24 protein-coding genes and 1 rRNA gene are annotated in these 22,467 nt (G+C 49.8%); 23 read left to right on the top strand and 2 right to left on the bottom strand.

What is annotated here, in order from left to right; translation table 11 throughout:
• Positions 1-30: 30 nt before the first annotated feature.
• Genes QMA35_RS09770 through murB form a run of 7 tightly spaced genes read left to right on the top strand, consistent with a single transcriptional unit; the run spans position 31 to position 4,624 of the window.
• The gene (locus QMA35_RS09770; protein ID WP_281646982.1) at positions 31-666 is read left to right on the top strand and encodes a MotA/TolQ/ExbB proton channel family protein; all 636 of its coding nucleotides are present in this window, start codon (positions 31-33) and stop codon (positions 664-666) included.
• The gene (locus tag QMA35_RS09765; RefSeq protein ID WP_281646960.1) at positions 663-1,085 is read left to right on the top strand and encodes a biopolymer transporter ExbD; all 423 of its coding nucleotides are present in this window, start codon (positions 663-665) and stop codon (positions 1,083-1,085) included. Before QMA35_RS09770 ends, QMA35_RS09765 begins: the two co-directional genes overlap by 4 nt.
• Positions 1,085-2,104: a tetraacyldisaccharide 4'-kinase gene (gene lpxK / locus QMA35_RS09760; RefSeq protein ID WP_281646959.1), complete on the top strand. Its 1,020-nt coding sequence runs from the start codon at positions 1,085-1,087 to the stop codon at positions 2,102-2,104. Before QMA35_RS09765 ends, lpxK begins: the two co-directional genes overlap by 1 nt.
• Before the next feature lie 37 nt (positions 2,105-2,141).
• The gene (locus QMA35_RS09755; protein ID WP_281646958.1) at positions 2,142-2,321 is read left to right on the top strand and encodes a Trm112 family protein; all 180 of its coding nucleotides are present in this window, start codon (positions 2,142-2,144) and stop codon (positions 2,319-2,321) included.
• 22 nt (positions 2,322-2,343) lie between these two features.
• Complete coding sequence (gene kdsB / locus QMA35_RS09750) at positions 2,344-3,126, top strand: 3-deoxy-manno-octulosonate cytidylyltransferase (protein ID WP_281646957.1); 783 nt, start codon at positions 2,344-2,346, stop codon at positions 3,124-3,126.
• Positions 3,123-3,596: a low molecular weight protein-tyrosine-phosphatase gene (locus tag QMA35_RS09745; protein WP_281646956.1), complete on the top strand. Its 474-nt coding sequence runs from the start codon at positions 3,123-3,125 to the stop codon at positions 3,594-3,596. Before kdsB ends, QMA35_RS09745 begins: the two co-directional genes overlap by 4 nt.
• Positions 3,596-4,624: a UDP-N-acetylmuramate dehydrogenase gene (gene murB / locus QMA35_RS09740; protein ID WP_281646981.1), complete on the top strand. Its 1,029-nt coding sequence runs from the start codon at positions 3,596-3,598 to the stop codon at positions 4,622-4,624. Before QMA35_RS09745 ends, murB begins: the two co-directional genes overlap by 1 nt.
• 81 nt (positions 4,625-4,705) lie before the next feature.
• Here the strand turns inward: murB and rne are convergent, their stop codons facing one another.
• Positions 4,706-7,645: a ribonuclease E gene (rne, locus tag QMA35_RS09735; RefSeq protein WP_281646955.1), complete on the bottom strand. Its 2,940-nt coding sequence runs from the start codon at positions 7,643-7,645 to the stop codon at positions 4,706-4,708.
• Between the two features lie 428 nt (positions 7,646-8,073).
• Here rne and rluC point away from each other — a divergent pair, with 428 nt between their 5' ends.
• Both rluC and QMA35_RS09725 read left to right on the top strand, forming a co-directional pair.
• Complete coding sequence (gene rluC, locus QMA35_RS09730; protein WP_348650939.1) at positions 8,074-9,225, top strand: 23S rRNA pseudouridine(955/2504/2580) synthase RluC; 1,152 nt, start codon at positions 8,074-8,076, stop codon at positions 9,223-9,225.
• A gap of 44 nt (positions 9,226-9,269) precedes the next feature.
• The gene (locus QMA35_RS09725) at positions 9,270-10,238 is read left to right on the top strand and encodes a S49 family peptidase (protein WP_281646954.1); all 969 of its coding nucleotides are present in this window, start codon (positions 9,270-9,272) and stop codon (positions 10,236-10,238) included.
• Positions 10,239-10,694: 456 nt separating this feature from the next.
• On the opposite strand, the gene QMA35_RS09720 is transcribed toward QMA35_RS09725, so the two are convergent.
• A complete protein-coding gene (locus QMA35_RS09720) occupies positions 10,695-11,270 on the bottom strand; it encodes a Maf family protein (protein WP_281646953.1) in 576 nt (191 codons plus the stop codon).
• Positions 11,271-11,418: 148 nt separating this feature from the next.
• Between QMA35_RS09720 and QMA35_RS09715 the strand changes: the two genes are divergently transcribed.
• The 14 genes from QMA35_RS09715 to QMA35_RS09650 all read left to right on the top strand — a co-directional run.
• Positions 11,419-11,964, top strand: coding sequence for a YceD family protein (locus QMA35_RS09715; RefSeq protein WP_281646952.1), 546 nt, complete (start codon positions 11,419-11,421; stop codon positions 11,962-11,964).
• 20 nt (positions 11,965-11,984) lie between these two features.
• Positions 11,985-12,164 carry a 50S ribosomal protein L32 gene (gene rpmF / locus QMA35_RS09710; RefSeq protein WP_281646951.1) on the top strand — a complete coding sequence of 60 codons (180 nt, stop codon included), beginning with the start codon at positions 11,985-11,987 and terminating at the stop codon, positions 12,162-12,164.
• 16 nt (positions 12,165-12,180) lie between these two features.
• Positions 12,181-13,191 (top strand): phosphate acyltransferase PlsX, encoded by a 1,011-nt coding sequence (gene plsX, locus QMA35_RS09705; protein ID WP_281646950.1) that lies wholly within the window; start codon positions 12,181-12,183, stop codon positions 13,189-13,191.
• Positions 13,192-13,373: 182 nt separating this feature from the next.
• Positions 13,374-14,297 carry an ACP S-malonyltransferase gene (fabD, locus tag QMA35_RS09700; protein ID WP_281646949.1) on the top strand — a complete coding sequence of 308 codons (924 nt, stop codon included), beginning with the start codon at positions 13,374-13,376 and terminating at the stop codon, positions 14,295-14,297.
• Positions 14,298-14,338: 41 nt separating this feature from the next.
• Complete coding sequence (gene fabG / locus QMA35_RS09695) at positions 14,339-15,097, top strand: 3-oxoacyl-ACP reductase FabG (RefSeq protein ID WP_281646948.1); 759 nt, start codon at positions 14,339-14,341, stop codon at positions 15,095-15,097.
• A gap of 148 nt (positions 15,098-15,245) precedes the next feature.
• Positions 15,246-15,479, top strand: coding sequence for an acyl carrier protein (acpP, locus tag QMA35_RS09690; RefSeq protein ID WP_281646947.1), 234 nt, complete (start codon positions 15,246-15,248; stop codon positions 15,477-15,479).
• Positions 15,480-15,618: 139 nt separating this feature from the next.
• A complete protein-coding gene (gene fabF / locus QMA35_RS09685) occupies positions 15,619-16,860 on the top strand; it encodes a beta-ketoacyl-ACP synthase II (RefSeq protein ID WP_281646946.1) in 1,242 nt (413 codons plus the stop codon).
• A 15-nt stretch (positions 16,861-16,875) separates the two neighbouring features.
• Positions 16,876-17,700 (top strand): aminodeoxychorismate lyase, encoded by an 825-nt coding sequence (gene pabC / locus QMA35_RS09680; protein WP_281646945.1) that lies wholly within the window; start codon positions 16,876-16,878, stop codon positions 17,698-17,700.
• A 38-nt stretch (positions 17,701-17,738) separates the two neighbouring features.
• A complete protein-coding gene (gene mltG, locus QMA35_RS09675) occupies positions 17,739-18,788 on the top strand; it encodes an endolytic transglycosylase MltG (RefSeq protein WP_281646944.1) in 1,050 nt (349 codons plus the stop codon).
• Positions 18,789-18,803: 15 nt separating this feature from the next.
• Positions 18,804-19,454 carry a dTMP kinase gene (tmk, locus tag QMA35_RS09670; RefSeq protein WP_281646943.1) on the top strand — a complete coding sequence of 217 codons (651 nt, stop codon included), beginning with the start codon at positions 18,804-18,806 and terminating at the stop codon, positions 19,452-19,454.
• The gene (locus tag QMA35_RS09665; RefSeq protein WP_281646942.1) at positions 19,447-20,445 is read left to right on the top strand and encodes a DNA polymerase III subunit delta'; all 999 of its coding nucleotides are present in this window, start codon (positions 19,447-19,449) and stop codon (positions 20,443-20,445) included. Before tmk ends, QMA35_RS09665 begins: the two co-directional genes overlap by 8 nt.
• Before the next feature lie 36 nt (positions 20,446-20,481).
• Positions 20,482-20,829, top strand: a complete 348-nt coding sequence (locus QMA35_RS09660) for a PilZ domain-containing protein (RefSeq protein WP_281646941.1) — start codon at positions 20,482-20,484, stop codon at positions 20,827-20,829.
• 4 nt (positions 20,830-20,833) lie between these two features.
• Positions 20,834-21,619, top strand: coding sequence for a TatD family hydrolase (locus tag QMA35_RS09655; protein ID WP_281646940.1), 786 nt, complete (start codon positions 20,834-20,836; stop codon positions 21,617-21,619).
• 503 nt (positions 21,620-22,122) lie between these two features.
• Positions 22,123-22,467 (top strand): 16S ribosomal RNA (locus QMA35_RS09650); the annotation flags it as partial.

The raw sequence follows: 22,467 nt of genomic DNA, 5'->3' as shown, positions 1-22,467 counted from the left end.
GAATTTACATTTTTAAAGGTGTTTCCGCAGGTGTTCGAGCTGATAAAAGCTGGTGGCTGGTTGATGCTACCGATTGTACTTTGTTCTGTGCTGGCAACGGCTATTGTAATCGAACGCCTGTGGTCCCTGCGACGGGAGAAAGTAGCTCCCAAAAACCTTCTGCCACAGGTGTGGAAGTGGTTTAAGGATGGCGATCTCACCAATGACAAGTTGAAAGAGTTGCGCCGTAATTCCCCGCTGGGCGAAATCATGGCGGCCGGTTTGGTCAATGCTCGCCATGGCCGGGAAATTATGAAAGAAAGTATCGATGAGGCCGCCAGTAAAGTTGTTCACGAACTGGAGCGCTACCTGAATGCTCTGGGTACTGTGGCCGCCGTGGCCCCGCTGCTGGGTTTGCTGGGTACTGTTATCGGTATGATTGATGTGTTTACCGTTATTATGCTGGAAGGCAGTGGTAATGCCGCTATTCTTGCCGGTGGTATTTCCAAGGCGCTGGTTACAACCGCAGCAGGTTTGAGTATCGCGATCCCCGCAGTCATCTTTCACCGTTTCCTTATTCGCCGTGTTGATGAGTTAGTAGTAACAATGGAGCAGGATGCCACCCGTCTGGTGGAAGTTGTTCAGGGTGAGCGGAAGGTGGACTTCAGTGAAGGTGGTAAGGCATGAAGTTCCGGCGCCAGCCTGTTCAGGAAGTAACAGTTAATCTGACGCCCCTGATCGATGTTGTTTTTCTGCTGCTGATCTTCTTTATGGTGTCTACCACTTTTACCAGGGAAACCCGTTTAGAGGTTGATCTTCCAGAAGCGTCTGTGTCGTCTCAAGCTCCTAAAGAGCAACGGGAAATAAAGATGGAGATCAGCCAGACTGGTGTTTATGCGATTTCCGGTCAGGTGTTGCCCGGCAATAGCCTTGAAATTGTAAAGGCTGCTCTTGAAAGGGCATCTGGCGGCGATATCACCCGTCCCGTTGTTCTTATAGCTGACGCTAAAACACCTCATGAATCTGTGGTAATTGCCATGGAAGCAGCAGGAGAGCTGGGCTTTTCTAAACTCAGTATTGCAACTCAGGAAGCTGAAGCCAAATAATGGGGTCTTCCTTTTTGTCTCGCGTGAAAAGCGCCTTATCTGAAAAACTGGTTCGGGCCTGGTACAGGCCTGAACTCAGCCCCTCTCTTTACCCCTTTGTGCCATTGGCTGCTCTTGTTAAACGTGAAGCTGATAAACGCTTTCAGGCTTTTAGGTCTAATCCACCTTGGAAGCCGCCAGTTCCCGTTATTGTCGTTGGTAATGTAACTGCGGGAGGTACGGGGAAAACCCCCATGGTGGCCGCATTGGTCAAGCGTTTGCGGAATGAAGGCTATCGTCCTGGTGTGATTAGCCGTGGTTATGGTTCTGGTAATAATGGCCAGTCTCAATTGGTAGGTCAGGGATGTGATCCATTAATCTGTGGAGATGAGCCGGTTATGCTGGCTGAGCTGACTCAGGCTCCAGTGGTTGTTGATACTGACCGCCAAAGAGCAGTGAAATATTTACTGGAGAATACGGACTGCAACCTTGTAATCAGTGATGATGGGCTTCAGCACTATCGCTTACATCGGGATCTGGAAATTGCTCTGGTTGATGGCATCCGAGGTTTAGGGAATGACTATTGCTTGCCTGCTGGGCCACTCCGAGAGTCTGGCGAAAGGTTGCTGAGTGTTGATCTGGTAGTCAGTAACGGTGTGTTACAACGAGAACTTCCTGTTGAATCTGTCCTGATGGAATTGAAGCCCGCAGGGGTGATCGCTGTTGATGGCAGTTCCCGAAAATTCCCTGATAATCCTCCAGGTCAGGTGCATGGTGTTGCTGGTATTGGTAATCCTGAGCGGTTTTTCTTAACTCTTGAGCAGCAGGGGTTTGCCGTTCAACGGCATTCTTTTGTGGATCATCATGCTTTTCAGAGTGAAGATCTGTCGTCCCTGGGGGAGGGAATCGTTATAATGACCGGCAAAGATGCCATCAAGTGCCGATCTTTTGCCAGGAAAAACTGGTGGTATCTGGCTGTTGAGGCCCAACTTCCCGAGCCATTCTGGGCTAAAGTACTGGATCGTCTGGGTAATCTCTGATGCTGGCTAAAGCTGGCTTTCAATGTGGTGATATTTCATGGACAAGAAACTGTTTGAAATTCTTGCCTGTCCCCTGTGTAAAGGGGATTTGAAGCATGAGCGTGAGACACATGAGTTGATTTGCCGTCCCTGTGGGTTGGCGTTTCCGGTACGGGATGATATTCCGGTGATGCTGGAATCAGAAGCTCGTACTTTAACGACCGACGAACGACTCTGATCAGTACAAGATTATTACCAACATGTCCTATACCGTAATTATTCCGGCCCGGTTTGCTTCCACTCGTCTCCCGGGTAAGCCTCTGGCTGATATTGGTGGTAAGCCAATGATTCAGCATGTCTGGGAGCAAGCATCCCGCAGCCAGGCTTCACGTATTATCATCGCTACAGATGATGAACAGGTGCAGGGCGTGGCTGTTCGTTTTGGCGCTGAGGTATGTATGACCCGCGCTGATCATCCGACTGGTACAGATCGTCTTCAGGAGGTGGTCAGTAAGTACGGTTTTTCTGAAGATGATATTGTCGTCAATGTTCAGGGTGATGAACCCTTAGTACCGCCAGCGGTTATTGATCAGGTGGCTGAAAACCTTAAAGCCTGTGTTCAGGCTTCGGTTGCGACCCTGTCTCATCCTGTTACCGAAGCTAATGAGTTGTTTGACCCCAATGCGGTGAAAGTCGTTTCTGATCTTACCGGGCTGGCGCTTTATTTCAGTCGTGCGCCTATGCCGTGGGATCGCGATCATTTTGCTGCTAGCCGGGACACTGTTGGAAACAGTGCTTTGCATCAGCGGCATTTGGGTATCTATGCCTATCGGGTTGGTTTGTTAAATCGCTTTGTAACTTGGGGGGAGTCTCCTCTGGAAGTGACGGAGCGGCTTGAGCAGTTACGTATTCTGTGGAATGGCGATCGCATTCATGTTGCAGAGGCCTGTGAAGCTCCTCCGGCTGGTGTGGATACAGAAGCTGATCTGGAGCGGGTTCGCACTGTTTATGCTGCACAGCGAAATATAGAGGAAGCCGTGTGAAAAGGATTTTGCTGGTCTGTTTGGGAAACATCTGTCGCTCGCCAACAGCCCATGGTGTTCTGCTGGGTAAAATTGAAGACGCTGGCCTTTCCGGTTCTGTAGAGGTGCAGTCTGCTGGTACCGGTATGTGGCATGTTGGTGAGGCTCCAGATGTCAGGGCAATTGAAGCCGCAAAAACCCGAGGTTATGACCTTTCCGGATTGCGGGCTCAGCAGGTGCAGGATGGTGATTTCTCTCGATTTGATCTGATTTTGGCTATGGATTACAGCAATTACGATGAGCTGATGATCCGTTGCCCGGAAGAAAGCAAAAGTAAGATCAACCTGTTTCTGCCTTTCTCTGGTGTCAGTGAAGTCGATGAAGTGCCTGATCCTTATTACGGGGGCGCAAAAGGCTTTGACAAGGTACTTGACCTGGTAGAGCAGGCAGCAGATAACCTGGTTGCCCGGTTTACAGAGAGAACCTTGTGATGCTGGAGTTAAGTCATCACGTAGATCTTAAGCCCTATAACACAATGGGGATATCCTGCTTTGCAGATTATCTGACCCGGGTTTCTTCAGAGGGTGAACTCCGTGAGGCTTTGGAGTGGGCCGGTGAGAAAAAGCTGCCTGTTTGCCCGCTGGGTGAGGGGAGTAATGTTATTTTCAGCGGCGACTTTCAAGGGTTGGTTATTGCTATTGGCATCAAAGGTTGTGAGGTTGCAACCGGTGAAATTGATGGTCAGGTGTTGGTAAAGGCTGGTGCTGGTGAAAGCTGGCATGAGTTTGTGCAGTGGAGTCTGAGTCAGAATTATTACGGTCTGGAAAACCTGTCGCTTATTCCCGGTTGTGTGGGAGCTGCTCCTATTCAAAATATTGGGGCTTACGGCGTTGAGGTCAAAGATGTTTTCCATAGCTTGCAAGCTATGGACGTGGTGACCGGTGAGGTTGTTACTCTGACTGGTGAAGATTGTCAGTTTGGATACCGCAATTCTGTCTTTAAGGGAAAGTATCGAGATCGGTTTATTATTGTCTCAGTCACTTTTTCTCTATCAAAAACCTTCGAACCTCAACTGGATTATGGTCAGCTTCAAAGGGAAGTACTGCAGACTGCAGGTGTTAATCCTGTTACCGGTCAATTGGTCAGTGATGTTGTCTGCCGGATTCGAAATTCCAGGTTGCCTGCTCCGGAACAGCTTGGTAATGCTGGAAGTTTCTTTAAAAATCCGATGGTTACCCGCGAGCATTACCAGAAATTGCTAGAGCAGGAGCCTGAAATGGTTGCTTTTTCTTCTGGGGATGAGTGCTGGAAGCTGGCAGCTGGCTGGTTAATCGATCAGTGCGGTTTTAAGGGTGTTGCCTACAGTACTGGAGCTGGTGTGTATCGCTATCAGGCTCTGGTTCTGGTTAATCACGGGCATGCTGATGGGCAGGCAATCCTGACTCTTGCTGGTGATATACGTGAAGCTGTGAGTGAGCGATTTGGTGTTGATCTCGAAATCGAGCCAAGAATTTATTAAATCGTTTTACGTTTTCAAAGTATAAAAAATCCCCGGTCAGAAATGAACGGGGATTTTTTTATCAGCTTGTTTTGGTAGTACTCACTGATCAGAGCTTTGATCAACAACAGGTGTCTGTGTTGCTGGTCTGGGTTGCTCAGGATTCACAGTTGCCAGTGGTTCCTGGACAATTTTTTGCTCTGGCTGTTGAGTAGGCTGAAGTTGTTGCTCAGACGCTTGCACTGGAGCAGGTTTTTGCACGGGTGCTTGAGCTTCTACAGTTGCAGGTTTGGCTGCTTCGGTCGCGGACTTTTCAGCTTCCAGCTTGCGGCGGCGAATTTCTCGCGGGTCGTTAGCTGCACGGCTGGCGCGACGACGGCGGCGAGGGCGTTCGGTGGCTTGAGCTTCTTCTGCCGGAATTGGCGTTGCAGTCTGTTCTGCTACTTCAGGTTTTGGAGCCGTTTTTTCTGCAGCAGGCGCTGGAGCCTGTTTTGCCTCTGCCGTTTTGCTCTCTTCAGCTTTTGGTTCAGCTGGCTGAGTTTGTGTAAGTGTATCAGCAGGCTTCTCTTGAGCTGGTTTTTCAGCAGCTGCTGGCTTTGCCTGTGTAGGTGCAACGACAGGCGCTGCAGGTGCAGGCTGAGGTGCTTTTTCCGCCTGCACTGCAGAAGCTACTTCAGGCGTTGCAGCTTTGGCAGCTTCTTTCTGTGTCTGCTGTTGAACAGGTTTTTCTTCAATCTTCCTCTCAGCGGCCTCTGTTTTTACAGGCTGCTGTTCCTGCTTGGGCTTGCGAGGCGCTTGCTTCTGCTCCTGTTTTGCAGGCTGCTGTGAAGTAGCTTCTGGCTTGGCAGTTTGCTGAGCTTGAGGCTGTGCTTGAGGCTGTGCTTGTTGTGCTGTAGCTTCAGAAGTCTGTTGTTGCGCATCTGGCTGAGCACGATCCCGCTGGGACTGGCGGTTATTGCGTCGACGGTTCTGCAGGTTGCGTGGACGACGGCGCTTTTCTTCCTGCTGCTCGCCGGGTCCAGATGTTTGCTGTTGGCGCTTTAGGGCTTCGCTGGAGCTTGCTTCACTCTGGCGGTTGTCCTGCTGCTGGCGACGAGGGTCTTCACGCTTTTCCTGGTTGCGCTCATTGCGCTGATCGCGACGTTGAGGTTGGCGACGTTCGCGATTCTGGCGATCTTCCTGCGCGTCTTTTCGCTCACGACGCTGTTCGTTGCGGGTGTTGCGATCATCCCGGCGACGGTCATTGGTGCGGTTGCGGTCGTTACGACGGTTGCCGCCCTGACGGTTGTTGTTGGATTTTTCCTGACGCTGTTGCGCCTTAGGTTCAGGCTTCTCTTCCTCTGGAGCGGAGAACAGGCTACCAAAGGTTTTGGCAATAGCTTTCAGCAGGCCACCGGGCTCAGGATCGGTTGTTTTCTGCGCTGGGGTGCGTGCAGGGGCTGGTTTGTTCGGAGTAATGTTGCGAACTGCAGCTTCAGGAGTTTTCTGCAGTTCTTTATCCTGCAGATATTCCTGGGCTTCAGGTTGAATCTCTTTGCTGATGTCCAGGCTACTTGCCGGAATTTCACCGATGTGGTCGTCACGCAGTCGCTGAACCTCGAAGTGAGGTGTTTCCAGGTGCGGGTTGGGGATAACCAGAACACGGGTTTTGCTGCGCTTTTCAATGCGGCTGATAACATCACGCTTTTCGTTTAGCATGAATGTACCAACTGCAACGGGTACAGTTGTGCGGATTTCAGAAGTACGCTCTTTCAGAGCTTCCTCTTCTACCAGGCGCAGGATAGACAGGGCCAGAGAGTGGATGTCACGGATTGTGCCCTGACCATTACAGCGTGGGCAGACAATGCCACTGGTCTCTTCCAGGGAAGGGCGTAGGCGCTGACGGGACATTTCCAGCAGGCCAAAACGAGAGATGCGGCCTAGCTGAACGCGGGCGCGGTCCATCTGCAGGGCTTCGCGCATCTTGTTTTCAACGTCACGCTGGTTCTTGTTTGAACTCATGTCGATGAAGTCGATAACGATCAGGCCACCGATGTCACGCAGGCGCAGCTGACGAGCAATCTCTTCGGCTGCTTCAAGGTTAGTGTTGCGTGCGGTTTCTTCGATATCGCCACCGCGGGTTGCCCGGGCAGAGTTGATGTCGATGGAAACCAGAGCTTCAGTCGGATCAATAACAATGGAGCCGCCTGATGGGAGTTTTACTTCCCGCTGGAAAGCTGTTTCGATCTGGCTTTCGATTTGGAAGCGGTTGAACAGAGGGACGTCGTCCTGATAAAGCTTCACCCGGTTCTGATACTGAGGCATTACCTGAGAGATAAACTCCAGAGCTTCCTTGTGAACGATCGGGTTATCGACCAGAACTTCACCGATATCCTGACGCAGGTAATCGCGGATGGCGCGAATGGTGACATTGCTTTCCTGATAAACCAGGAATGGAGCAGGGCGGTCACCAGTGGCTTCCTTGATGGAATTCCAGACTTTCAGCAGGTAATCCAGATCCCACTGCAGATCTGAGGCGTCACGCCCAAGACCTGCGGTACGAACGATCACTCCCATTTCCTGTGGAATGTCGAGCTGAGCCAGAGCTTCGCGAAGCTGGGTGCGCTCTTCACCTTCGATACGGCGAGAGATGCCGCCGGCACGAGGGTTGTTAGGCATCAGGACCAGGTAGCGGCCTGCCAGGCTGATCAGGGTAGTAAGGGCTGCGCCTTTGTTGCCGCGCTCTTCCTTATCTACCTGGACAATAACTTCCTGACCTTCCTTGATCACATCGCGAATACTGGGGCGGCCGGAGCCGGGATTGCCGGTAAAATATTCGCGGGAAATCTCTTTGAGAGGGAGGAAGCCGTGACGCTCAGAACCGAAGTCAACAAAAGCCGCTTCAAGGCTTGGTTCTACGCGGGTAATTTTACCTTTGTAGATGTTGGCTTTCTTTTGTTCACGCGCGCCCGATTCAATATCGAGATCATAAAGCTTTTGGCCATCGACCAGTGCAACACGCAGTTCTTCCTGCTGTGTTGCATTGATTAGCATTCTTTTCATGCAAATCCGGTTCTATCTGTAGGCCATCCTCTTCATGCCTGGTACGTCCTATTATTCATTCTTCTTATCATCCTGAAACTGCAGCATTCTGCATAACAGGGAATGCCCTGAGCTATTTTCTCTCAGGGGCTAATCTCGCCTTTGGCGAACCAGGGTTCAGGTCTTATCTGTTGCCGAGTCTTGTAACTCCTTAATGCGGGAGCATTTCTCAGCAGTGAACGAGTGCCTGAAGCCTTGACTATTGAATTAGTAATAGGAGCGTCCAGCCAATCTGGATAGCGCTGTTTAACTCGCAGCGCAAAGTATATTCTTTCGCTTTGCGCCATTCTGTAAATATGCCTTAGAGGGATTCTGGTTTTCAGAATACCATTCAGGCTATGCCGTAGAGGGCACTGGTCAGTTGGACAGCCAAAAGGGGCATTTTCTCCATGACACGAGTGCGGGTATACGGACTTTTCATCACTTTGTTACATTCGCTGTTGCGATTGTATGTAATCCGCAACAGTACTGGAAATATATCAGCTATTCCTAAGTGCTTCAAACTGCAGGAAAACTGTTACCATAAGCGAATGATGAATGAAGTCCTGAAAACCGGTGCTCCGGTAGACAATGATGTTAAAGGTAGTATGAGCGAAAGCCCCAAGAAAGGCTCGGCGGTTCGTTTCATTACGGTTGACGAAGATCAGGCCGGGCAACGGCTTGATAATTTCCTGCGTGCGGTTCTGAAAGGCGTACCCAAAACCCGAATTTACCGAATTATTCGCAAAGGCGAAGTGCGGGTTAATAAGGGGCGGGCTAAGGCGGAAACCAAACTCCAGGGTGGGGATGTTGTCCGAATACCGCCTGTTCGTGTGAGTGAGGCGAAGATGCCTGTTGCTCCAGGTATGGAGGTTTCCAGAAAACTTGAAGCAGCAATAATCTATGAAGATGATTCCCTTCTGGTGCTAAATAAACCCAGTGGTTTGGCTGTTCATGGTGGAAGTGGCGTCAGTCTTGGTGTGATTGAAGCGCTGCGCCAACTCCGGCCTGATTGTCGCTTTCTTGAACTGGTGCATCGCATCGACCGTGATACTTCCGGCTGTCTTCTTGTGGCTAAGAAGCGCAGCATGTTGCGCCATCTTCATGCCCAAATTCGCGAGCATCATGTGTTGAAGGTTTATAACGCTTTAGTGGATGGCCGCTGGCCGGCCCGTAAAGCGGCTGTTTCCGCACCGCTGCGAAAAAATGTTTTGCAGTCTGGTGAGCGAATGGTGAGCGTTGCGCCTGATGGTAAGCCATCCCGTACCCGATTTAAGGTGTTGCAGTGCTACAGTGAGTCAACCTTGGTTGAGGCTAGCCTTGAAACCGGGCGAACTCACCAGATTCGTGTTCATACTCTTCATGCCGGGCATCCAATCCTTGGAGATAGTAAGTACGGTTTTGAGCGTACGGCCCAGCTTGCCCAGCAGGCAGGTTTGAAGCGGTTATTTCTTCATGCTGCAAAGGTAGGGGTAAATCTTCCCGATGGCAGCTATCGTGAATTTAATGCGCCGTTGCCAGAAGAGCTGGTTACGGTGCTGAAAGGTTTGTCGCAGGTTTGATACATTCAAACCTGTACCGGGAAAAGACATCTGGAGAATAATAAATGTCAGATAACCAGGGTGGTGGAGAGTCCATGGCTTCAGAAGATCGACAGTTAATAGAGAAATTGTTGTTCAATGCGGCTAACGAGCAGCGGCGGGCAAGGCGCTGGAGTATATTTTTCCGGTTTTTGTTCTTTATCTGGTTATTTGCGGCAATTGGTTCCGTTGTCTTTTCCTTTTCCTTGAGAGGAGGCAAGCCTGCTCCAAAAGAGTATGTTGCGTTGATTGATATACGGGGTGCTATTGCAGCCGACAAAGAAGCTAATGCAGACACTATTGTTACCGGTTTGCGTAAAGCTTATGAGGATGACAAGGTTCGTGCAGTGATTCTTCGTATAAATAGTCCTGGTGGTAGCCCGGTGCAGGCCAGTTATGTTTATGACGAAATTAACCGCCTTCGTGATACTCGTAGTGATATCAAGATCTACGGTGTAATTTCTGATGTAGGTGCATCTGCTGCCTATTACATGGCAGCGGCAACCGATGAGATTTATGCGGATCAGGGCTCAGTGGTGGGTTCTATTGGTGCCTATATGGCCACATTTGGTTTCGAGGAGGCTATGAAAAAGGTGGGAGTGACTCGCCGCTTTTATGGCTCCGGCGAACATAAAGCTCTGACCGATCCTTTCCAGCCTGAAGAGCCTGAAGTGGCGGAACACCTTCGTGGCACGGTACGTAGTATTCATGAGCAGTTTATCGCCAGCGTGAAAGATGGGCGTGGAGATCGTTTAAGTGATGCACCGGAAATTTTCTCTGGTCTTATTTGGACTGGTCAGCAGGCTCTTGGCTTGGGGTTGGTAGACGGTCTGGGCAGTTCTGGCTATGTAGCTCGTGAAGTGGTGGGTGTGGAAGATATTGTCGACTTCACAGTAAGGCCTGGTGTGCTCGAGCGCTTTGCCCGGCAGGTCGGTGCCAGTGCGGCTGAAACTATCAGTGTCAGTTTGGGATTAGAAGGGCCTGTCATTCGATAATTTGTTTGTTTTCCTAAATATAAAAAATGGGAGTCCGGGTATTTGGCTCCCATTTTTTTATTGAAAAATTAAAAGTGGTAAACGGCGCCGATGAAGGCTGACGTTGTTATCAATATCCTTGTAGGGGGCTGTCAATATGTGCTGCTGCAAGCCCCAGAGGCCATTGCCCCTTTTAGGGTTCGAATGCGTTGGAGGATGTAGGTTCAATATCTGCCGTCAGATCTGCTGCTAGAGTTTGCCCGGCAAATAGTGGGGTAAATAACAGAGTGTATGTCCTGTATCTCTGTATTGGCATAAATTCACCTGTGACTGGCTGGGGAAGTATTGGTGGGGTCGTGGCTGGAGGTTGGTATTTCACCTCCAGTAGGCGAGGGTGTTGTGGTTTGTGGTGCGAAGATCGTCAAAAGTTAAACGCTCTATGGCACTTGTATATGCGTGTTAATACGGGGCGCGGGGTTAAGGGATTTCTCGTCTGTTTTCCCGAAGTAGCTCGCAGAGGGTGATCAGTGGTAACCCTTCCAGCGCGGTTGGGTCGCTGCCTTCCATCTTTTCGAAAAGACTGATGCCTAACTTTTCCCATTTAAAGCTTCCGGCACAATTCAGAGGGTTATCCGCTTTTACATAGCGAATAATCTCATCCTCGGAGAGTTTGCGGAATTTTACCTGATAAGGGATAACGCGAACGATCGGTTCTTCGTGGTCGGGAATTTGAAGGCAGAGGCTGGTGAGGAATTTAACAGTCTGCCCACTGGACTGTTGTAGCTGGGAGATTGCGTTTTCTTCAGTGCCGGGTTTTCCAAGAATTGTATCGTTACGAACGGCGACTTGATCCGAGGCGATAATAAGGCTGTCTGGGTGTGAGGCGTGAATAGCGGCAGCTTTGTTTCTGCTCAAGCGGGCTGCCAGAAATATTGGAGCTTCATTGGGTTCAGGGGTTTCGTCAATATCTGGGCTGATGCAGGTGAAGGGGATATTAAGTCTGCTGAGTAGCTGTTTGCGATAAGGAGAGCTGGATGCGAGTATAGTATTCATGGGTGTTAACGGGGCTTTTGGTCGTTGAGATAAGAGAGTGATGTTAGAAAGTGGTGGTTGTGCGCTAGTCTATAGGGTCAATCCGGTGTGTGGAAATCATGTATTGCATCTTTACACCCGGTTTTGATGTCCCTATTATTGCGCGCTTATGTTTATCGGACAGTTACCCAAGCATGTTTCACCTCGTAAGCTGGCATATCAGAATGCCAAGTTGGAAGGTGAATTAGCTGTAGCCTCATGCCCCAGGCTAAAAGATATTCTTGTTGACGACCGGGCGAGTTTGCAGGTGACACTGAAGTTTGACGTTGACCATCAACGTCGAGCCGTTGTTCAGTGTGAGATGCAAGGAACTCTGCTCATGGTTTGTCAGCGTTGTCTTGATGTGGCTGAGATTCAATTTGCTGCCTGTGTCAACATGGCTGTTGTTCGGAATGAAGAGCAAGCCCGGAACCTGCCGGCAGATCTTGATCCGTTATTTGTTGTGGAAGACGAAAGCGTAGAGCTGATGCCACTTCTGGAACAGGAAGTGTTGCTTGGTTTGCCTGCCTTCGCCTACCACGAAAATGAAACATGTCATAGTGGTCAGGAGGCATACAGCACTCTGCCGGAAGGCGGTGCTGAAGAGTTGGATGTCGAGGATGTCCAGCGCCCCAACCCGTTCAGTGTGCTGGCCGGATTGAAAACCGGTGAGTAATTTTTTCAGGAGATTTATCCATGGCCGTTCAAAAAAATCGTAAGACTCGCAGCAAGCGTGACATGCGTCGTTCTCACGATGCGCTGACTGCTCCTTCCCTGTCTGTAGATGCAGCTTCCGGTGAAACTCACCTGCGTCACCATGTGACTGCAGATGGCTTCTACCGTGGTAAGAAAGTTATCGCCGACAAGGCTGAGTGATTCACGCTTGGGTCAAATGACGACCATAGCGCTGGATGTGATGAGTGGGGACTGCGGTCCCCATTCTCGTATTCGGGCTGCGCAGGATGCGCTAAGCAGGCATGCAGATCTTCATCTGGTGCTTGTGGGGGATTCATCTTTTATACGCCAATGTTTGAAAGATGACGGATTTCCCGATAGTGAAAACGACAGGGTTACGGTTGTACATGCCGGGCAGACTGTCACCATGGACGACAAGCCGACCCAGGCTTTGCGTCGTAAACAGGATTCTTCCATGTGGCTTGCCCTGGAGCAGGTTGCAATGGGTATGTCTCAGGCCTGTGTCAGTGCCGGTAATACTGGAGCGCTGATGGTTATGGGGTGCCACCTTCTTAAGACTCTCCCCGGAATTGATCGCCCCGCACTTGTTGGTCAGTTGCCGTCTGCCTCTGGGCACACGTTGTTGCTTGATCTTGGGGCGAATGTGGATTGTTCCTCCGATCTTCTTATGCAGTTTGCTGTACTGGGTTCACTGATGATGAGTGAAGTCTATGGTATTGCAGAGCCTCGGGTGGGCTTGCTGAATGTTGGTGAAGAGGATGCGAAGGGTTGTGAACGGGTGCGTCTTGCTCAGCAGTTGCTGGTACAGCATGAGCAATTAAATTACTGTGGCTATGTTGAGGGTGATGGCCTGTTTTCCGGGCGTGTTGATGTTGTTGTTTGTGATGGTTACCCGGGTAATGTTGCGCTAAAGGTCAGTGAAGGTGTGGTCAGGTTTGCTGTCAGTCGGTTTATGAGTGGAGATGGTTTGTCGTGGTGGCGTAAGGCTTTGTTGTGGTTGGCGCGCCCGCTGATCAAAATGTTGACCGCAAATATTGACCCGGCAAGATTTAATGGTGCTACTCTGCTTGGCTTGCAGGGCGTTGTCGTAAAAAGTCATGGCTCATCTGATGAACGACAATTTGGGTATGCTATTGATCAGGCGGTCAAGGCTGTTGAGCAGTCTGCGGTTCAGCGCATTAATGAGCGCCTGGAGTTAATGCTTTAAACTGCACATTTGTGGGTGCGGTTCCGGTTTTGCTTGCGGGTTTTTCCTGAATTTCTCTTGTTTGTCTCAGGAATGTCATGTTTCTGTTACCTTACAGCAATGTCCGAGAAACATATTTTTACCGACTGCGTAATTTCATTTCCCTATAATAGGGTCATTCAGTAACAGGATTTACCGAGTCAATGAGTTCCAGTACTGCGTTTATTTTTCCAGGGCAGGGTTCCCAGAAAGTGGGTATGCTGGCCGAGCTGGCTTCTCAGGAAGCAGTAATTAATGACACTCTGGTGGAAGCTGGAGAGGCTTTGGGTTTTGATCTTCGCAACATGATTCTTAATGGCCCGGCTGACGCGCTGAACGCGACTGAGAATACTCAGCCGGCGCTTTTGGCGACCAGTGTCGCTTTATGGCGTTTGTGGCAGGTTCGCGGCGGTGAGCAGCCCGCTTTTGTTGCTGGGCATAGTCTTGGTGAATATTCCGCCCTTGTTGCGGCTAGCGTTTTGGCGTTTGATGATGCTGTGCGACTGGTGCGTAATCGTGGTTTGTACATGCAGGATGCGGTACCTCAGGGCGAAGGCGCTATGGCGGCTGTGCTGGGGCTTGATGATGACAAGGTTATCGAGCTGTGCACGAAAACAGCGCAGGTTGGTGAGGTGCTATCCGCTGTCAACTTTAACGCTCCCGGTCAGGTTGTTATTGCAGGCTCGGCATCTGCGGTAGAACGCGCAGGCTCTGTATTTTCTGAAGCGGGTGCCCGTAAGGTTATGCCTCTTCCTGTGAGTGTGCCTTCCCATTGTGCTCTGATGGAGCCCGCGGCTGTTAAGCTGGGCCAGGATCTGGCAGGTATTACATTGTCTGCTCCGGCTATTCCTGTGGTTCAGAATGTTACAGCGCAAGTGACCGAAGATGTCGATGTCATCCGTACAAACCTGGTCAGCCAGCTGAGTCAGCCGGTGCGCTGGGTTGAGTCGGTGAAGTTTATAGTTGCCAATGGTGTAACTGGATTTCATGAGTGCGGGCCAGGCAAGGTTCTAGCCGGACTCGGTAAGCGAATTGAGCGTTCTGTACCGGTTGCCGGGATGGAAAGTCTTTCAACTTTCCCTGCGTAGGTAGTGAAAGTTGATATTGTTTGATAAGAGGATTCAAAAGCATGCAGCAGGATAATGCTGGCCTGTCTGGTAAGGTAGCTCTGGTTACCGGTGCGAGTCGTGGCATTGGTCAGGCTATTGCTTTGCGTCTTGGTGTGGCTGGAGCCACTGTAGTGGGTACGGCAACCAGTGACCGTGGTGCTGAGGCGATCTCGGAATTTTTGCAGCAGAATGGTGTTGCAGGCACTGGCATGTGCCTGAACGTGGCTGATCAGGATTCTGTGGTCAGTGTTGTTAAGGAGATTGCTGAAAAATTTGGCGCGCCGACAATTCTGGTGAATAATGCGGGTATTACTCGTGATAATATTCTGATGCGTATGAAAGAAGATGAGTGGGATAGTGTTATTAACACCAATCTGAGCTCCATCTATCGCATGAGTAAAGCCTGTGTGCGAGCCATGACAAAGGCCCGCTGGGGTCGGATTATCAATATCAGCTCTGTAGTAGGCTCTATGGGTAACGCTGGGCAGTCCAACTATGCGGCAGCCAAGGCTGGTCTTGAGGGCTACACTCGCTCTCTTGCCCGTGAGCTGGGAAGTCGGCAGATTACAGTCAATGCTGTGGCGCCAGGTTTCATTGATACAGATATGACTAGAGAGTTGCCAGAAGAGCATCGTGCAAACCTACTGAATCAGGTTCCACTGGGTCGACTCGGGCAGCCTGAAGAAATCGCCGGTGTGGTAGCTTTTCTGGCTGGTGATGAAGGTGCATACGTGACAGGCGAAACTCTGCACGTAAATGGTGGTATGTATATGGGGTGATATTTGGCATTTGCATGACTGCATAGCTAATGTATCACCTAATGTATGAATTTTGATTTGGTTAATCGCTTGAAATTCTTTCAGGCGTTTATATACACTACTCTTTCGCAGTTCAATCTGCATGGAATAGACAGGAGCAAAGTAAGGCATGAGTACTATTGAAGAACGCGTCAAGAAGATTGTTTGCGAACAGCTTGGCGTTAAGGAAGAGGAAGTAAGCAATGAGTCTTCCTTTGTAGAAGATCTTGGTGCTGACTCTCTCGACACGGTAGAACTCGTGATGGCTCTTGAAGAAGAGTTTGAAACCGAGATTCCCGATGAGGAAGCTGAAAAAATTACTACTGTGCAGGAAGCTATCGATTACGTTGTTACTCATCAGTAATAGATTTGCACGTCAGTAGTTGGCGCGAAATTTTGAGAGGCTGCACCTGATCCGTTCATAAAGAACTGGTGAGTGTGCGGCCTTTCTGCTTCATAGGGCAGTAGAAGCCCGCTGCAACAGGATATTGCAGGAGAATAAAATGAATCGCAGGCGAGTTGTGATTACCGGGGTTGGTGCAATAACTCCTTTGGCTTCAGGTTTTGAAGCAACCTGGCAGGGGCTGCTGCAAGGGGAAAGTGGTATTGGTTCTATAGAGCATTTTGATACCACTTCATATCCAGTTAAAATCTGTGGGGCTGTGAATGATTTTCAGGTGGGGGATTGGTTTTCACCAAAAGATGCCCGGAAGATGGATCTGTTTCTGCAGTATGGGCTGGCAGCATCAATTGAAGCGATTCGTAATTCTGGTCTTGAGATTGACGATAAATTAAGTCCTCGGGCAGGTGTCGCTTTTGGTTCGGGCATTGGTGGTATTACGACCATTGAAGAAACTGCCGCTCTTATTGGTGAAAAAGGGCCTCGTCGTGTATCTCCATTCTTTGTTCCTTCTGCCATAACCAACATGGTTGCTGGCTGGCTTTCCATGCAGTTTAACCTCCGTGGTCCCAACTTTGCGCTGACAACAGCCTGTACGACAGGAACCCACTGTATAGGGATGGCGGCACGCACTATTGCCTGGGGTGATGCCGATGTTATGGTGGCCGGAGGTTCCGAGAAGGGTTCGGCTGAAATTGGTGTCGCTGGTTTTGCTGCGGCTCGGGCGCTTTCAACCCGTAATGATGATCCGACGGCAGCCAGTCGCCCTTGGGATCGTGACAGGGATGGCTTTGTTTTGTCTGATGGCGCAGCCGCACTGGTGTTGGAATCCCTTGAGCATGCCCAGGCTCGTGGTGCAATAATTCTTGCAGAGGTCAGTGGCTTTGCCATGAGTGGTGATGCTTATCATGTGACTTCACCACCTGAAGATGGACATGGAGCCGTTCAGGCTATGACTGGTGCACTGAAAGATGCGGAATTAAATACTGATCAGATCGATTATATCAATGCCCATGGCACTTCCACGCCTGCAGGTGATGTGGTGGAATCCCGAGCTGTTGAGCAGGTATTTGGTCATCGTGCGAAAGCACTGGCGATAAGTTCCACTAAATCCATGACTGGACACATGCTTGGTGCTGCAGGGGCTCTGGAGGCTGCAGTGGTTGCCCAATCTATTTATCGGCAGGTGGCAGCGCCAACCATTAATCTGGATAACCCTGATGAAGGGTGTGTTCTGGATTATATTCCCGGCAAGTCCCGTGACATGAAAATAGAGCATGCGTTGTCTAACTCTTTTGGCTTTGGTGGCACCAATGCGACTCTGGCTTTCTCCCGTTATCAGTAAGGTTTTGAATTGAAGGTGTCTGAAGAGGTCTTTCCACGGTTCTGGGTAGATGGTGAGCAGGCGGTAAGTGTGCCGGTCGCGGATCGTGGGTTTCAGTATGGTGATGGTGTTTTTGAAACCATTCGTATCGCCGGAGGCAGGCTTCCTCTTGAAAAATGGCACTATCGCCGCCTTCAGCGTTCCTGTGACCGGCTGCATTTGCCATTGAATCTGGATCATATTGCTCAGCAGGTTTCGAATGTTCTCCGTGATTGTGGTGATGGAGTTCTCAAGGTGATGGTCACCCGTGGCAGTGGTGGGCGCGGCTATAGTCCTGCCAATGCCTCTGGTCGCGTTGTTTTAGGCTGGTTTCCTTCAAGTGATGTTCCTGTGTCCTGGATTGAAGAGGGTATCAGAGTAAAGGTGTGTGAAACGCGTCTTGGTCACACTCCAGTGCTTGCTGGTCTGAAACATATGAATCGACTTGAGCAGGTGCTTGCCAGGGGGGAGTGGCGGGGCTCTGAGTTTCAGGAAGGGGTGGTGAGTGATATTGCTGGTAACCTTGTTGAAGGCACTATGTCGAATGTTTTTCTGGTAGTATCGGATGAAATTCTGACACCAGATCTTTCTCTGTGTGGTGTAGAAGGTGTGTGTCGCCAGTGGTTGCTGGAAGCCTCCCGGAAGAGTTTTTCTGTGAGGGTTTGTCATCTTGCTCTTGATGACTTGTTGGCGGCTGATGAGGTGTTTTTCGCAAATAGCGTAATAGGTGTTTTGCCTGTCAGAGAGTGCGGTGACAGGTACTGGGAGCCGGGCTCTGTCTCCCGTGATATACAGAAAGAGCTGGCAGAGCTTTTTGTTTAAGGATTGTTTCGAATGCTAAAGGTTAATGGTTGGCAGTAATGTTGAAGGGTTATCTAAGAGTTTTTTCATTACTTCTAACGTTGGGTGTTGTTTTTGTGGGGGGCTTTTCCCTCTACTTTTCTTCCTGGTTGCAGCGGCCTGTCTCCGATCGGGATATTATTTTTGTTGTAGATAAAGGTGATAGTTTCTCTGCGGTAACTTCTCGCCTGGTTTCTGAAGGATTAATTCATCAACCCTTTCTGTTTAAAGTTTATGGCCGGTTGACAGGGCAAGATACTGGACTTGTTGCTGGTGAATACTCAATTTCCCCCGGTACAACCGTTGCCAGTCTGGTAGAGCACCTGTCTTCCGGTGATGTCATTCAATACTCCGTCACTCTTGTTGAAGGGCAGACTCTGTCGGAAAATTTGTCGGGATGGAAGGCGTCGCGTCTAGAGTTGGTTCTGGATTCAGTTGATGATGAAAGACTGAAGTCTATTCTCCAAATCGATGCATTATCATCAGAAGGTCTGTTCTTCTCAGATACCTATTTTTATGAGGCCGGAGATACTGATATCTCCATCCTGCGCCGAGCTCATCGGCGGTTAATGAATGTTTTGCAGGAAGAGTGGGAAGGCCGCCAGAAAGGGTTACCGTACAAAACTCCTTATGACGCGCTGGTTCTGGCTTCCATTGTTGAGCGTGAAACTGCTGTAAGCAAAGAGCGTCCTGTTATTGCTGGGGTGTTTGTGCGTCGCCTGCAAAAGGGTATGCGGCTGCAAAGTGACCCAACAGTGATTTATGGGATGGGTGAGGATTATCAGGGGAAAATACGCCGCAGGGATTTGAATGCCCGTACACCCTATAATACCTACCGGATCAACGGTCTGCCGCCAACTCCCATTGCCTCTGTGGGGCGTGAGGCTATTCGGGCAGTTCTGAATCCAGCTGAGGGTTCGGCGCTTTATTTTGTTGCTCGTGGTGATGGCTCCCACAAATTTTCCAATTCTCTCGCAGAGCACAACCGTGCTGTGCGAAAGTATCAGTTAAACCGACGCGAAAATTATCGCAGTACGCCGGTGGCGGCTCAGTCACCGGAAACGAATTAGGGTGCAGGAAGTGTTATGTCTGAACAGGATAAAACCGGTTATCCCGGTTTCTTTCTAACCATTGAAGGTGGAGAGGGTGCCGGAAAGACAACCAGTATTGAATTTATTTCTGCCTGGCTGAAAAATCAGAATATCGATTTTGTGCAGACTCGTGAACCTGGTGGAACACCTCTTGCCGAACGGATTCGTGAACTGCTTCTGGCGCCGGGTGATGAGAGAGTAGCGGATATGACCGAGTTGCTAATGATGTTTGCTGCTCGTGCGCAACATCTTGAGTCGGTTATTAAGCCGGCTCTGGCGGCGGGGAAGTTGGTGTTGTGTGACCGGTTTACTGATGCCAGTTTTGCTTATCAGGGGGCAGGGCGTGGCTTGAGTATGAAGTCATTGTCTGTTCTGGAATCACTGGTTCAGGGGGGGTTGCGCCCAGATATGACCATACTTCTGGACCTTCCTGTTGAAGTGGGTATGGCCCGAGCTTCTGGGCGTGGCGAGCTTGATCGTATTGAGTTAGAAAAGATGGATTTCTTTGTCCGGGTGCGTCAAGGTTACCTTTCTCGTGCTGCAGGCGAGCCTGATCGATTTGAGATTGTTAATGCTGCGCATTCTATTCAACAAGTCCAGGATGCTCTTAAAGCGGTTCTGGAAAGTCGGGTGAATCATGGGTGAGTCACGGCTCTACAAGCCGATGGCCTGGCACAATAATAACTGGCAGCAGTTAAGTCAGCGTCTGGCCAATGAGCAGTTGCCCCATGCGCTTTTGCTGCGAGGGCAAGTTGGTGTGGGGAAGCGTGAGTTTGCCATGGCCTTTGCTCAGTATGTGTTATGCCATGACAAAACTACCGGGGCGGCCTGCGGGCGGTGCCGGAATTGCCAGTTGAATCAGGCTGGCACTCACCCTGATCTTTTATTGATCGAGCCAGAGGAGCGGGGCAAGCAAATTAAGGTTGCTCAGGTTCGTAATATGATTGAATTTACCGAGAAAACCCCTCAGCAGGGTGGTTTTCGGGTTGTTGTGCTTTGCCCGGCCGAGGCTATGAATATCAGCTCTGCCAACGCGTTGTTGAAGTGTCTGGAAGAGCCCGGGCGAGATACATTAATGCTTTTGGTAAGTCAGCAGGTCAGCAGTCTGTTGCCAACTATTCGTAGTCGTTGTCAGCAGGTGTTGTTTGCCAGGCCGGAAGCAGAAATCGCCCTTGAGTGGCTGAAAGAATTTGTTCCTGAACAGGAAAAGGCTCGGACGCTTTTACAGCTTGCTGCTGGTGAACCTTCTACTGCTCTCCGTTATGAGCAGGATGGATTACTCGAGCAGTGTGAAGCTATGAGAGCCGGGCTGACAGGTTTAACCAGAGGTAAAGTGGCTCCTGCCGAAATGGCATTAGTGTGGCAGGCCTATGATCAGGTCGTTGTGCTTGAGTGGCTCGGGTTGTGGCTGCAGGAAATGATACGCTATAGCACGACGGGTAATGATAGCTATTTGCAGACGGTTGATATGGCGAAAATGCTTCGTTATATCGCTGATCGGGCCGGCTCTCGCAAGTTGCTGGAAATGTTGCGGTGGCTGTTGGAGCAGAGAGCAATAGTCCAGTCTCAGGTGACCCTGAATAAACAGTTGTTGGTAGAATCTGTTTTAGGTCGCTGGCTGGCGCTGACCGTATAGAATATAAATAAAAGAGATATGTGAGGGGCGCTTTATATGGCAGGTTTGGGCGGTAAGGGAAGTATCATCTCTGTAGCTATTAAAGATAAAGCGATGCTTTACGCGGCTTATATGCCTTTCCTGCTGGGGGGAGGGTTGTTTATACCAACCAATAAAAGCTACAACATTGGTGACGAGGTTTTTCTACGACTGACTTTGATAGATGAGCCGGGTAAATTACCTGTTGCCGGGCGGGTTGCCTGGGTTACTCCGGGTGGTGCTCAGGGTAATCGTCAGCCTGGTATTGGGCTGCAGTTCACCGACCAGGATGACCTGGTTCGCGGAAAAATCGAAACTCATTTGGCTGGTGCGCTCAAATCTGAGCGTCCTACCAATACTATGTGATTCTATGTTTGTTGATTCTCACTGCCACCTTGATCGTCTGGATCTCGAACCCTATGGTGGCGATGTAAAAGCGGCTGTTCAAGCTGCCCGTCAGGCTGGTGTTGATGGCATTCTTTGTGTCTGCATTGATCTCGAAAATTTTCCTTCCGTGCTTAAGCTTTCTGAGCTGGACAATGTTTGGGCTTCTGTTGGTATTCACCCTCTGGAAGATAAGTGCAGAGAGGCTACGGCTGACGAACTGTTTAAGTTAGCTCAACATGAGAAAGTGGTAGCGATCGGTGAAACCGGGTTGGATTATTTCTATGCCGGTGATCGTAAGGAAGAAATGCAATCGCGATTTGTGACTCATTTAGACGTGGCGGCTCAGGCGCGTCTGCCGGTTATTATTCATACCCGTGATGCCCGGGCTGATACCCTGAATTTGATGAAGGCTCATGTGTGTCAGGAGTCTGCAGGTGTTTTGCATTGTTTTACTGAAAGTTGGGAAATGGCAAAGGCTGCCATGGATATGAATTTTTATATTTCTCTCTCAGGAATTGTGACTTTTCGAAATGCAGATGCTCTGCGAGAGGTGGCAAAGAAAGTTCCACTTGATCGCCTTTTAATTGAAACGGATTCTCCTTATTTAGCTCCTGTTCCCCATCGTGGGAAATCCAATGAGCCTAAATACGTTGCTGATGTGGCTCGCTACCTTGCTGAATTAAAGGGTGTGAGTGTTGGAGAGTTAGCGCAGATAACAACGGATAATTTTTATCGGCTGTTCAATACAGCTTCTCCCACTGTCGTGTAATTATCTTCTTTAAGCTCTTGTAATCATAAGGGCTGAATGTATAATTCGCCGCCTGTTGATAGTCATTGGTTGCAAGTTATTGCACCGCCTTTCAAGTTTCAATGTGTTTTTGAAATTTGAATAAAATGAATAATTGACACCGGCAGCTTCCACGGTAAAATGGCGGCCTCGCTGATCGGACAGCTTCTTAGCTTCCTTCTCTTCTAAAGAGTCTTCTCTTGAAAAGAGTCAGCAATCCTCATCACGAAATGGGTTGATGAGCGATCTTTAACAAAGAATTCAGGCAATTCGTGTGGGTACTTGCCTGGTGAGATGAAGCTTTCTGATTAATCCTTCGTGATTATGAAGAAATGCAAAAGATACTTTGTCTCATTCAGTAAGTACTCATCAATTAGCTTTCTTGTTGGCTTTGCCAATATAGAGAGTTTGAGATATTTGCGACAATGAGTCGCTATAGCTGTTCCTGGGCTTCTGCTCGAGAATTGACTGTAGCAAAACGATTTAAACTGAAGAGTTTGATCATGGCTCAGATTGAACGCTGGCGGTAGGCTTAACACATGCAAGTCGAGCGGAAACGATGAGAGCTTGCTCTCAGGCGTCGAGCGGCGGACGGGTGAGTAACACGTAGGAATCTGCCTGGTAGTGGGGGATAGCCCAGAGAAATTTGGATTAATACCGCATACGCACTAGCTCTTTAAGGGCGGTGGAAAGCAGGGGATCTTCGGACCTTGCGCTATCAGATGAGCCTGCGTTGGATTAGCTTGTTGGTGGGGTAATGGCTCACCAAGGCGACGATCCATAGCTGGTCTGAGAGGATGATCAGCCACACTGGGACTGAGACACGGCCC

Source organism: Parendozoicomonas sp. Alg238-R29 (assembly GCF_947331445.1).
Lineage (GTDB): Bacteria > Pseudomonadota > Gammaproteobacteria > Pseudomonadales > Endozoicomonadaceae > Sansalvadorimonas.
Note: the sequence above shows the minus strand (reverse complement) of the source record. Positions and strands in the feature narration are given on the sequence as shown.

Coding starts and splice junctions, on each gene's coding strand:
- QMA35_RS09765 (WP_281646960.1), top strand. CDS start 663: ATGAAGTTCCGGCGCCAGCCTGTTCAGGAAGTAACAGTTAATCTGACG.
- lpxK (WP_281646959.1), top strand. CDS start 1,085: ATGGGGTCTTCCTTTTTGTCTCGCGTGAAAAGCGCCTTATCTGAAAAA.
- QMA35_RS09755 (WP_281646958.1), top strand. CDS start 2,142: ATGGACAAGAAACTGTTTGAAATTCTTGCCTGTCCCCTGTGTAAAGGG.
- kdsB (WP_281646957.1), top strand. CDS start 2,344: ATGTCCTATACCGTAATTATTCCGGCCCGGTTTGCTTCCACTCGTCTC.
- murB (WP_281646981.1), top strand. CDS start 3,596: ATGCTGGAGTTAAGTCATCACGTAGATCTTAAGCCCTATAACACAATG.
- rne (WP_281646955.1), bottom strand. CDS start 7,645: ATGAAAAGAATGCTAATCAATGCAACACAGCAGGAAGAACTGCGTGTT.
- rluC (WP_348650939.1), top strand. CDS start 8,074: ATGACACGAGTGCGGGTATACGGACTTTTCATCACTTTGTTACATTCG.
- QMA35_RS09725 (WP_281646954.1), top strand. CDS start 9,270: ATGTCAGATAACCAGGGTGGTGGAGAGTCCATGGCTTCAGAAGATCGA.
- QMA35_RS09720 (WP_281646953.1), bottom strand. CDS start 11,270: ATGAATACTATACTCGCATCCAGCTCTCCTTATCGCAAACAGCTACTC.
- QMA35_RS09715 (WP_281646952.1), top strand. CDS start 11,419: ATGTTTATCGGACAGTTACCCAAGCATGTTTCACCTCGTAAGCTGGCA.
- rpmF (WP_281646951.1), top strand. CDS start 11,985: ATGGCCGTTCAAAAAAATCGTAAGACTCGCAGCAAGCGTGACATGCGT.
- plsX (WP_281646950.1), top strand. CDS start 12,181: ATGACGACCATAGCGCTGGATGTGATGAGTGGGGACTGCGGTCCCCAT.
- fabD (WP_281646949.1), top strand. CDS start 13,374: ATGAGTTCCAGTACTGCGTTTATTTTTCCAGGGCAGGGTTCCCAGAAA.
- fabG (WP_281646948.1), top strand. CDS start 14,339: ATGCAGCAGGATAATGCTGGCCTGTCTGGTAAGGTAGCTCTGGTTACC.
- acpP (WP_281646947.1), top strand. CDS start 15,246: ATGAGTACTATTGAAGAACGCGTCAAGAAGATTGTTTGCGAACAGCTT.
- fabF (WP_281646946.1), top strand. CDS start 15,619: ATGAATCGCAGGCGAGTTGTGATTACCGGGGTTGGTGCAATAACTCCT.
- mltG (WP_281646944.1), top strand. CDS start 17,739: ATGTTGAAGGGTTATCTAAGAGTTTTTTCATTACTTCTAACGTTGGGT.
- tmk (WP_281646943.1), top strand. CDS start 18,804: ATGTCTGAACAGGATAAAACCGGTTATCCCGGTTTCTTTCTAACCATT.
- QMA35_RS09665 (WP_281646942.1), top strand. CDS start 19,447: ATGGGTGAGTCACGGCTCTACAAGCCGATGGCCTGGCACAATAATAAC.
- QMA35_RS09660 (WP_281646941.1), top strand. CDS start 20,482: ATGGCAGGTTTGGGCGGTAAGGGAAGTATCATCTCTGTAGCTATTAAA.
- QMA35_RS09655 (WP_281646940.1), top strand. CDS start 20,834: ATGTTTGTTGATTCTCACTGCCACCTTGATCGTCTGGATCTCGAACCC.